Consider the following 10,239-nt stretch of genomic DNA (forward strand, 5'->3'; position numbering starts at 1 on the left):
GGAGCCAACCAACCCCAGGCTTTTCATGAAACAAAAATACTTCATTACCGGCACCGACACTGAAGTCGGGAAAACCGTCGCGACCACCGCATTCTTGCAGGCCGCCGCATGTGCCGGACACACAACCGCCGGATACAAACCGGTGGCATCTGGCAGTGAAATGACCGCCGAAGGGCCGCGTAACAGCGATGCTCTGGCATTGCAGGCTTACAGCACCGTGGGTCTGCGTTATGACGAAGTGAACCCGTGCACTTTTATCGAACCGACCTCACCGCACATCGTCAGCGAACTGGAAAAGCGTCCGGTTGACCCGCAGGTGTTATCCGCAGGTTTACGTCATCTGGAACCGCTGGCGGACTGGGTGATTGTGGAAGGTGCGGGAGGCTGGTATACGCCACTGACCGCGGATTATACCTTTGCTGACTGGGTTATCGCCGAGCAGTTGCCGGTGGTGTTAGTGGTGGGAATGCGCCTCGGCTGCATTAACCACGCGGTGCTGACGGCGCAGGCCATCGCACAAAGCGGATTGCATCTGGCGGGCTGGATAGCCAACGACGTGCAGGAAACGGGGAAGCATCATCAGGCGTATATGGATACGCTCACGCGTATGCTGCCTGCGCCGCTGCTGGGCGAGATCCCGTACCTGAGCGCCGGACTGGACGTTAATCTGGGACAATATCTGGATCTTGACCGTCTCACGGCGTGAAACATCAGACCGTCAGATAGTTTTTGATTAACTGATCGTCGAGCTGTGCCAGCGTGCCCTGTGCGACATCGCGGCCGCCATCGACCAGACAGAACCGGTCGGCGACGCTGCGGATGAACGGCAGTTTGTGGCCGACTAGCAATAATGTCAGACCCAGATCCCGGTTCAGGCGGTGAATAATATTGCCCATGTTCGCCGCCATCGATGCGCTGGTGTGCTCGGTCGGTTCATCCAGTATCAGTAATTCCGGCTCCTGAACTAGCGCCCGGCTAATGGCCAGCTGTTGCTGCTGGCTTTCATCAAGCTCTCCTGCCTTACGCGTGCCCATCTCTTTTAAGGCCGGAAACAGGTCATAGACTTCTTCAGGCACCCGACGCGTCTTATTCCTGCTCGCCATCATGGCGATTTGCAGGTTTTCATCGACACTCATCTGCGAAAAAATCTGCCGCCCCTGAGGTACATAACCGATACCCATCTGTGCGCGGCTTTCCACTGGCAGATTCAGCAGACTTTGCGGCTCTTCATCACGCGATTGCCAGGAAATTGCGCCGCTTTTCACCGGAAGATGCCCCATGATGCAATTGATCAGCGTCGTTTTGCCCACGCCATTTCGCCCGATCAGGCAGGTGCATTGCCCGCGATACAGTTCGAGATTGATGTCCCAAAGAATATGTTTTTGCCCATAGTACTGATTAACGGATTTTACACTTAACATCAGACATACCTCCCTCATGGCGCTTTTCACCGGACTGCATTTTGACGGCCACTGTCATGTTTCTGACATTTATGTTCCGCTGTATGCGCGTTCTACAGGGGAATCCTTCACGAAATCTCTTCAAAGAGTGAATTTGCAACTCTCAGGCCAAGTTTTACCAGGCAGTGATAAAAAGAGACGTTACGTGGCTGTTAACAGGCCACGTACGGATGATTTAGGATTATTCATGAGTATTGTCAGGATTTGGAGATTCGGCGTGAGCCGTTGTAAAAGGAAACTGCACTTTGGCAGTGCCGGTTTCACTAATTTTGGTGCAAGGTTTGCGCCGTTGAGAAGCTGGAAAATCCTGATCAGATGCACTTTTGGGTTTTGCAAGGAACATCCGCTCGGAAATCCAGGCGAAATAGGCATAAATAAGGAGATAAAAAAGATAAAAAATAACTAAAAAAGAGCTCTCAGGCGCTGACGGAGCAAAAAATGGTTTTTTACCAACTCCCGCCGCGCCTGGTGTACTGAGACTTATCCACTATTCCTGTGGATAACCTTGTGCATGAGAGTAAGAAAAGTTGCTACAGACGAGTCAGGACGCGGCTTGCGCTCAGTTTGCCCGTATTCGCAGCTTTTTGATGATGTTGTTTTATATCAATGAGTTAGTTAAAAGCAATACAGGCGTAATTCGTTCGTCACAGTTGTGTCAATCTTCGTCAAGCTGTGGTCAGAAAGTGAATAGCGGTAAATATCGGGATAAAAATGTCAACTGATGGTGAGATTTCTCATTTGCCATAACCTAAAAAAGTGCAGTGGCAGCAAGATGTTAAAAGAGGTGCTGATTTTATCGATTGGAAGCTGGTTTTATATACAGTATTATAACGGCGGTTAAATTTGGACTGGCAAAAATTGCCAAGTCTTTCATACTATTTTTCCCCGAACTGTTCACCGGTTCAGCCCGTACGGCCTTGTGCATTTTCATTTCAGTCAGGTAGCCCGTCATGAGTAAAGAGTTCAAACTGCATTCCGAATTTAAACCTTCAGGCGATCAGCCTGAGGCGATACGCCGCCTGGAAGAAGGGCTGGAGAACGGGCTGGCGCACCAGACGTTGCTCGGGGTGACCGGTTCAGGCAAAACTTTTACCGTGGCGAATGTGATTGCTGACCTGAACCGTCCAACGATGGTGCTTGCCCCGAACAAAACGCTCGCGGCGCAGCTTTATGGCGAGATGAAAGAGTTCTTTCCGGAGAACGCGGTTGAATATTTTGTCTCCTACTACGATTACTATCAGCCCGAGGCCTATGTCCCGAGCTCAGACACGTTTATTGAAAAAGACGCCTCAGTGAACGAACACATTGAGCAAATGCGTCTTTCCGCGACTAAAGCCCTGCTGGAACGCCGGGATGTCATCGTGGTAGCGTCAGTTTCTGCCATCTACGGTCTGGGTGATCCAGACTTGTATCTGAAAATGATGCTGCATCTGACCAAAGGGATGATTATCGATCAGCGAGCCATCTTACGGCGTCTGGCGGAGCTGCAATATTCCCGTAACGATCAGGCTTTCCAGCGCAGTACTTTCCGCGTGCGCGGCGAAGTCATTGATGTGTTCCCGGCAGAATCTGATGATCTGGCGCTGCGCATCGAACTTTTCGATCAGGAAGTCGAACGTCTGTCGCTGTTTGATCCGCTGACCGGTCAGGTTCAGCACGAAGTGCCGCGTTTCACCATCTACCCGAAAACGCACTACGTGACCCCACGCGAACGTATCGTGCAGGCGATGGAAGAAATCAAAGTCGAACTGGCGGATCGCCGTAAAGTGCTGCTGGCCAATAACAAACTGCTGGAAGAACAGCGTATCAGCCAGCGCACGCAGTTTGATCTCGAAATGATGAACGAGCTGGGTTATTGCTCCGGTATCGAAAACTACTCGCGTTACCTTTCAGGGCGCGGGCCGGGCGAGGCACCTCCGACGCTGTTCGACTATCTGCCTGCTGACGGTTTGCTGATTGTTGATGAATCCCACGTGACCATCCCGCAAATAGGTGGGATGTACAAAGGCGACCGCTCGCGTAAAGAAACGCTGGTTGAATACGGTTTCCGTCTGCCTTCCGCGCTGGATAACCGCCCGATGCGCTTTGAGGAATTCGAAGCGCTGGCGCCGCAAAGTATTTATGTCTCGGCCACGCCGGGTAAATACGAACTGGAGAAATCCGGTGATGATGTGGTCGATCAGGTCGTGCGTCCGACCGGTCTGCTGGACCCGATCATCGAAGTGCGTCCGGTGACCACCCAGGTGGACGACTTGCTGTCTGAAATTCGTAAACGTGTGGCGGTTAACGAGCGTGTGCTGGTCACTACGCTGACCAAGCGTATGGCGGAAGACCTGACCGAGTATCTTGAAGAACACGGCGAGAAAGTACGTTACCTGCACTCTGACATCGATACCGTCGAGCGTGTGGAGATCATCCGCGATTTACGTCTGGGTGAATTCGATGTGCTGGTCGGCATCAACTTACTGCGAGAAGGGCTGGATATGCCGGAAGTGTCGCTGGTGGCCATTCTGGATGCGGACAAAGAAGGCTTCCTGCGTTCTGAACGCTCGCTGATCCAGACCATTGGCCGTGCGGCGCGTAACCTCAACGGTAAAGCGATTCTCTACGGTGATAAAATTACCAACTCGATGGCCCGCGCCATTGAAGAAACCGAACGTCGCCGCGCCAAACAGGAAGCGTATAACCTCGAAAACGGCATCACGCCGATGGGGCTGAACAAGAAGATCTCCGACATCCTGCAACTCGGTCAGCCTAAGACCAAAAAGAACAAAGACAAACGCGATGCAGAAGCGGCGCAGACCTTCAAATCGCTTACGCCGAAAGCGCTGGAGCAACGCATCAAAGAGCTGGAAAGCAAGATGTATGCGCACGCGCAGAATCTGGAATTCGAAGAAGCAGCCAATACCCGCGACGAACTGCATGCCTTGCGCGAGCAGTTTATTGCGATTTCATAACGAGAAGGGTGGTAGACTGCGCGGCTTAAAAATCATGACCCAGACATTTTAACGAAGAGCGAGCCAATGACTGACACACCACAAAATCCTGGCGCAGCGAAAGATCCGCTGCACGGCGTCACGCTGGAAAAACTGCTGACAACGCTGGTGGATAACTTTGGCTGGCCGGCGCTGGCCTCGCAGGTGAATATCAACTGCTTTAAAAGTGACCCGAGTGTGAAATCCAGCCTTAAATTCTTGCGCCGTACGCCGTGGGCGCGCAAGGAAGTGGAAACGCTGTATCTGGATTTCATCGAAGGTCATCTGCGCCCGGACATGACCCGCAGCAAGCGCCGCACACCGCTCTCAGCACAGGCTCCGCAAAAGCCAAAAGTCAGTACCGCCAAACCGGCTGCTGACAGCCCGTGGAATAACCATCCGCTGGTGAAAAAGTAATTTACGCGTATTTCATTCTGTTCATTTGAGGAGAAGGATCGTGTCAGAGCAACGGGTTCTTATCGTGATCGATATGCAAAACGGGGTGGGGAATCCGGTTACCGTGAAAACTACCGCTGAGATCCTGGCTGACTGGCAGTAAATTCAGTTTCCGGACGCAAAAAAGGCCGCATCGCGCGGCCTTTCCTGTTTCTGCTATTCAGTAAATCAGAGCATCTTTTGCAGCGCTTCTTCGATGGCCGCCCGCAACATATCGCGGTCATGGCGATAGGGCACATCACTGGCTTCAAGCGGGCTCTGAATAATCAGATGTTCAGCGGCGCTTCCGCCAACAGTCACTTTCGGACCGACAATCGCGGCATCCGCACGGCGGCCAATACGCGTTTCGATCATATCCAGTTTGTTATCCAGCGTCAGAGACGCCGCGGCGACGCTGAGTTCTTTCCCCAGATTGCCGATATACACAATGTGCGCACGGCTGCGACGCAGCGCTGTGGTGAGGTCATTCATCAGCAACAGCGGCATCAGGCTGGTGAAGAAACTGCCGGGACCAATCAGGATCAGATTAGCTTCTGCAATCGCCTGCAACGCTTCGCGCGTGGCCGGCACCTGAGGTTCAAGCCGCAGTTCTCGCGGGATCTGCGTCAGTTTATCGACATTCACTTCGCCGTGAACCGTTTCACCGTTGGCATCAATGGCGGCCAGATCGACCGGCTGTTCTGACATCGGGATCAATTCGGCATCCACTTTCAGCAGACTGCGCACCAGATTGATCGCTTCAAGCGGACGCACGGTCAGGTGATCGAGCGCGCGCAGCATCAGATTCCCCAGATTATGCCCGTCGAGTTCGCCCTGCCCGCTGAAGCGATATTCAAACATCGCAGAGGCCAGGCTCGGTTCGGTAATCAGCTGATTCAGGCAATTGCGCATATCGCCCCAGGCAATGCCACCCACGGAACGACGTATGCGGCCGGTCGAACCGCCGTTATCCGTGGTGGTCACGATGCCGGTCAGACGCGGGCCGAGAGAGGAGAGGGAGGACATCACGCGGCCAAGCCCGTGACCTCCGCCTAACGCCACCACCCGGTCGAGGTCTGCTAATGTTCGGTTACGCATGGTTTTCCTTTCGATGGGGAGTGGCGATATAAATCAATTTTCTGCGGGGATTTTACCTAACTTTGCAACAAGATGTTATCACTTAAGGGCACGACATTTGCAGACTCAGCGTATTCAAAATCAAACGCTTTTAGCCTTGAAAATGCTGTCTTTTGTCGTGAAAAATCGTTATATATCAAAATGCATAACGAAAAACCATCTTGGCGATCTGGACTTTGCGGCGTTAGAATATGCCCCGTTACCCCCGTATTCATCATCGCTCCGCTATGGATCGGATGAATCAACTCCTAGCCCTGGTTCCTAAGTTGCCTTTCTGACGTCGTTCCCACAGAAACAATATGGAGCCCTGGCCGTGACGAAAGTCACCAGGGTGTATGGCAGAAATGCCCGCATCTCCCGTATCTGGAAAGGTGTTAAGGTGCTTCAACTTACTGATGCTTTTGCCCGCAAGTTTTATTACTTGCGGCTGTCGATCACAGACGTGTGCAATTTTCGTTGCACCTATTGTCTGCCGGACGGCTACAAGCCGCACGGACACAGCAATAAAAGTTTTCTCTCGCTCGATGAAATCCGTCGGGTCAGCCGCGCGTTCGCTCACTTAGGGACAGAAAAAGTGCGCCTGACCGGTGGAGAACCGTCGCTGCGCCGCGATTTCTGCGAGATCATTGCCGCAGTGCGCGAAAATCCTTCCATCAAAACCCTCGCGGTGACCACTAACGGTTATCGCATGGCGCGTGATATCGATAAATGGCGCGATGCCGGTCTGACCAACATCAACGTCAGCGTCGACAGTCTCGACGCCCGCCAGTTTCACGCCATCACCGGTCAGGATAAATTCCGCGATGTGATGGCCGGAATCGACGCGGCTTTTGACGCCGGTTTCAGCAAGGTGAAAGTCAATACCGTGCTAATGCGCGATGTGAATCACGCCAGCCTGAACACGTTCCTCGACTGGATCAAAACCCGTCCGATCCAGCTGCGTTTCATCGAACTGATGGAAACCGGCGACGGCGGCGATCTGTTCCGCAAACATCACGTGTCGGGCGAAGTGCTTCGCGAACAGCTGGTGCGTCAGGGCTGGCAGTTGCAGGTTCGCTCCCGCAGCGACGGCCCCGCGCAGGTTTTCAGCCATCCGGATTATCTCGGTGAAATCGGTCTGATCATGCCGTACGAAAAAGACTTCTGCGCCAGCTGTAACCGGCTGCGCGTGTCTGCCATCGGCAATCTGCATTTGTGTCTTTTCGGCGAGCAGGGCATCCCTCTGCGTGATTTATTAGCCAACGACATGCAGCAGGACGATCTGATGGACCGCATTCAGGGCGGCCTGAGCCGCAAAAAACAAACTCACTTCCTGCATGAAGGCAATACCGGAATTACCCAGAACCTGTCGTTTATCGGCGGCTGAGTCCGGCATTAATCGTTTAAGGAGCAAACTGATGAGCAAAGCCAGTAAAGAGTTTTTGCCTTTATCTGTGGCGATCATGACGGTTTCCGACCGCCGCACCGACGCTGAAGACACGTCCGGGCATTACCTGAAAGAGGCCGTGACCGAAAGCGGGCATCACGTCGTCGCACAGCAAATCGTCAAAGAGAACATTTACAGCATCCGCGCCGTGGTTTCTGCGTGGATAGCGGATGAAAAAATCCAGGCGATTCTGATCAATGGCGGTACCGGTTTTAACGCCGGCAACAATACGCCGGAAGCGCTGAAACCGCTGTTTGACCGCGAAATCGAAGGCTTTGGCGAGTTGTTCCGCATGGTGTCGTTTGAAGATATCGGTACCTCGACCATTCAGTCGCGCGCCATTGGCGGCATCGCCAACCAGACGGTAATTTTCGCCATGCCCGGCTCGACCCGCGCCTGCCAGACTGCCTGGGACAACATCATTGAAGCGCAGCTCGACGCCCGTCAGGGACCATGCAATTTCACTCCACATTTGAAGAAATAAGTATGTCTGAACTCACTCACATTAATGCTTCCGGCGACGCGCACATGGTGGATGTCTCCGGTAAAGCCGAAACGGTTCGCGAAGCGCGAGCCGAAGCCTTTGTTGAAATGGCGGCGGGTACGCTGGCGATGATTATTAACGGCAACCACCACAAAGGTGATGTGTTTGCTACGGCGCGTATCGCTGGCATTCAGGCGGCGAAAAAGACCTGGGATTTGATCCCGCTGTGTCATCCGCTGTTGCTGACCAAAGTGGAAGTAAATCTCGACGCGCAGCCGGAACATAACCGCGTGCGCATCGAATCCCGCTGCCGTCTGAGTGGCAAAACCGGCGTGGAAATGGAAGCGCTGACTGCGGCTTCCGTGGCGGCGCTGACTATTTACGATATGTGTAAAGCGGTGCAGAAAGACATGGTGATCGGCCCGATCCGCCTGCTGGAAAAAACCGGCGGCAAATCCGGAGACTTTAAGGTGGAAGTTAAAGCGGAAGGTAAGGTGGAAATATGATCGACGTTCTGTTCTTCGCGCAGGTACGCGAACTGACCGGCACCTCCGGTCTGCAACTTCCGGCAGAATTTCCGACGGTTGAGGCATTACGTAGCTCGCTGATTGCACGCGGCGACCGCTGGGCGCTGGCGCTGGAATCCGGAAAATTACTGGTGGCGGTTAACCAGACGCTGACCACGATGGCGCATCCGCTCACGGCGGGCGATGAAGTGGCCTTCTTCCCACCGGTCACCGGAGGCTGAGATGGACCTGACGAAAATTGTTGTGGATGCCGCGCCTTTCAGCGTGGGTGATGAGTACAACTGGCTGGCGCAATCTGACGCCGACGGTGCTGTGGTGACGTTTACCGGCAAAGTGCGAAATCACAATCTGGGTAATCATGTCAGCGCGTTAACGCTGGAACATTATCCGGGCATGACCGAAAAAGCGCTGGCAGAGATTGTTGCTGAAGCCCGTACCCGCTGGCCACTGCAACGCGTGTCGGTTTATCACCGCGTCGGGCCGATGTATCCGGGCGATGAAATCGTGTTTGTCGGCGTGACCAGCGCGCATCGTGGCATGGCTTTTGAAGCCAATGAATTCATTATGGATCATCTGAAAACCCGCGCACCGTTCTGGAAGCGTGAGGCCACGGAAGAGGGCGACCGCTGGGTTGATGCCCGTGACAGCGATAAACAGGCCGCGGCGCGCTGGTAAATCGCATCTCAACCGCACGCAGACCTTCCATGCTTTTCTCTCTATCTGTGATACGCTTAAAAAATCGGGAGGCTGTTCTGGCCTCATTTTTTGTCCTCCATGCAAAAGGGTAATCATCATGGATCGATATCCACGCAGTAACGGTTCAATTGTTGAACGCGCGAATACCGGCATTCAGGCGTACATGGCGCAAGTGTATGGCTGGATGTTCTGTGGTTTGCTGCTGACCGCATTTGTGGCCTGGTACGCCTCCGGCTCTGAGAAAATCATGAGTTTTGTTTTCTCCAGCCAGATTACTTTCTTCGGTTTGATCATCGCGCAGCTGGCGCTGGTCTTCGTGATTTCCGGCATGGTGAATCGCCTGAGTGGCACGGTCGCCACCGGTCTGTTCATGCTGTATTCCGCGCTGACCGGGCTGACGCTTTCCAGTATTTTCCTGGTCTACACCGGTGATTCGATTTTCGGTACCTTCATTGTCGCCGCCGGTATGTTTGGCGCGATGAGTGTTTACGGATACGTGACCAAGCGTGACCTGACCGGTATCGGCAGCATGTTGTTCATGGCGCTGATCGGCCTGGTGCTGGCATCGCTGGTGAACATGTGGCTGAAAAGCTCCGGCCTCGCGAACATCATTTCTTACGCCGGTGTGCTTATCTTCGTCGGTCTGACCGCGTATGACACACAGAAGCTGAAAAACATGGGTGCGCAGTTGTCTGCTGATGATCGCGATAACTTCCGTAAATACTCCATTGTTGGCGCACTGACGTTGTATCTCGATTTCATCAACCTGTTCCTGATGCTGTTGCGGATTTTCGGCAACCGCCGGTAACGGTTTTTGATTGCAAACGTTTGAGAGGGGCACTGAGAAGTGTCCCTTTTTTTATGCCGGAGCCGAGGCAAAGGGCGGCTTTTAAAAAAGGATTGAGAAAGTTTCGGTTTTTCAATTGCGGTGCTCGCATAACTCACCGTGCCGAAACCGACCAAAGAGGGCTATGACGAGCCCTCTTTGGAATCTCCACGTCTTGAACTGCGCGCTACCGCTCGCTGGCTATGTTTCAGTTGCCGCAGAGACAGGCTGGAAATCTTGCCGCTGTGCGGTCCCTTCTCTCGGTCTTCGAGC

At 53.5% G+C, this 10,239-nt stretch carries 12 protein-coding genes and 1 riboswitch; of the genes, 10 read left to right on the top strand and 2 right to left on the bottom strand.

Annotated elements, in window-relative coordinates; all coding sequences use genetic code 11:
- Positions 1-25 precede the first annotated feature (25 nt).
- Positions 26-706, top strand: a complete 681-nt coding sequence (gene bioD, locus UC15_RS24515) for a dethiobiotin synthase (RefSeq protein WP_112291703.1) — start codon at positions 26-28, stop codon at positions 704-706.
- A gap of 4 nt (positions 707-710) precedes the next feature.
- Here the strand turns inward: bioD and UC15_RS24520 are convergent, their stop codons facing one another.
- Positions 711-1,421, bottom strand: coding sequence for an ABC transporter ATP-binding protein (locus UC15_RS24520; RefSeq protein WP_112291705.1), 711 nt, complete (start codon positions 1,419-1,421; stop codon positions 711-713).
- A 16-nt stretch (positions 1,422-1,437) separates the two neighbouring features.
- Here UC15_RS24520 and UC15_RS24525 point away from each other — a divergent pair, with 16 nt between their 5' ends.
- The 3 genes from UC15_RS24525 to UC15_RS24535 all read left to right on the top strand — a co-directional run bounded on the left by UC15_RS24525 (position 1,438) and on the right by UC15_RS24535 (position 4,852).
- Positions 1,438-1,866: a hypothetical protein gene (locus UC15_RS24525; protein WP_112291707.1), complete on the top strand. Its 429-nt coding sequence runs from the start codon at positions 1,438-1,440 to the stop codon at positions 1,864-1,866.
- A gap of 544 nt (positions 1,867-2,410) precedes the next feature.
- Complete coding sequence (uvrB, locus tag UC15_RS24530) at positions 2,411-4,417, top strand: excinuclease ABC subunit UvrB (RefSeq protein WP_112291709.1); 2,007 nt, start codon at positions 2,411-2,413, stop codon at positions 4,415-4,417.
- 66 nt (positions 4,418-4,483) lie between these two features.
- A complete protein-coding gene (locus tag UC15_RS24535) occupies positions 4,484-4,852 on the top strand; it encodes a VF530 family DNA-binding protein (RefSeq protein ID WP_013576381.1) in 369 nt (122 codons plus the stop codon).
- 207 nt (positions 4,853-5,059) lie between these two features.
- Here the strand turns inward: UC15_RS24535 and yvcK are convergent, their stop codons facing one another.
- Complete coding sequence (gene yvcK, locus UC15_RS24540) at positions 5,060-5,968, bottom strand: uridine diphosphate-N-acetylglucosamine-binding protein YvcK (RefSeq protein ID WP_112291711.1); 909 nt, start codon at positions 5,966-5,968, stop codon at positions 5,060-5,062.
- A gap of 272 nt (positions 5,969-6,240) precedes the next feature.
- A riboswitch (molybdenum cofactor riboswitch) is annotated at positions 6,241-6,397 on the top strand.
- Here yvcK and moaA point away from each other — a divergent pair.
- The 6 genes from moaA (at position 6,387) to UC15_RS24570 (ending at position 9,948) form a co-directional block, all read left to right on the top strand.
- A complete protein-coding gene (gene moaA / locus UC15_RS24545) occupies positions 6,387-7,373 on the top strand; it encodes a GTP 3',8-cyclase MoaA (RefSeq protein ID WP_112291713.1) in 987 nt (328 codons plus the stop codon). (Overlaps the previous riboswitch by 11 nt.)
- 31 nt (positions 7,374-7,404) lie before the next feature.
- Positions 7,405-7,917 (top strand): molybdenum cofactor biosynthesis protein B, encoded by a 513-nt coding sequence (gene moaB, locus UC15_RS24550; RefSeq protein ID WP_112291715.1) that lies wholly within the window; start codon positions 7,405-7,407, stop codon positions 7,915-7,917.
- Positions 7,918-7,919: 2 nt separating this feature from the next.
- Entirely contained in the window at positions 7,920-8,423 is a 504-nt protein-coding gene (gene moaC, locus UC15_RS24555; RefSeq protein WP_112291717.1) for a cyclic pyranopterin monophosphate synthase MoaC, read from the top strand.
- Positions 8,420-8,665, top strand: coding sequence for a molybdopterin synthase sulfur carrier subunit (gene moaD / locus UC15_RS24560; RefSeq protein WP_112291719.1), 246 nt, complete (start codon positions 8,420-8,422; stop codon positions 8,663-8,665). The genes moaC and moaD overlap by 4 nt, the downstream gene beginning before the upstream one ends.
- Position 8,666: 1 nt before the next feature.
- Positions 8,667-9,119 (top strand): molybdopterin synthase catalytic subunit MoaE, encoded by a 453-nt coding sequence (moaE, locus tag UC15_RS24565; RefSeq protein ID WP_112291721.1) that lies wholly within the window; start codon positions 8,667-8,669, stop codon positions 9,117-9,119.
- A 118-nt stretch (positions 9,120-9,237) separates the two neighbouring features.
- Positions 9,238-9,948: a Bax inhibitor-1/YccA family protein gene (locus tag UC15_RS24570; protein ID WP_013576373.1), complete on the top strand. Its 711-nt coding sequence runs from the start codon at positions 9,238-9,240 to the stop codon at positions 9,946-9,948.
- Positions 9,949-10,239 lie beyond the last annotated feature (291 nt).

The sequence above is a fragment of the Rahnella sp. AN3-3W3 genome, from assembly GCF_003263545.1.
Classification (GTDB): Bacteria; Pseudomonadota; Gammaproteobacteria; order Enterobacterales; family Enterobacteriaceae; genus Rahnella; species Rahnella variigena.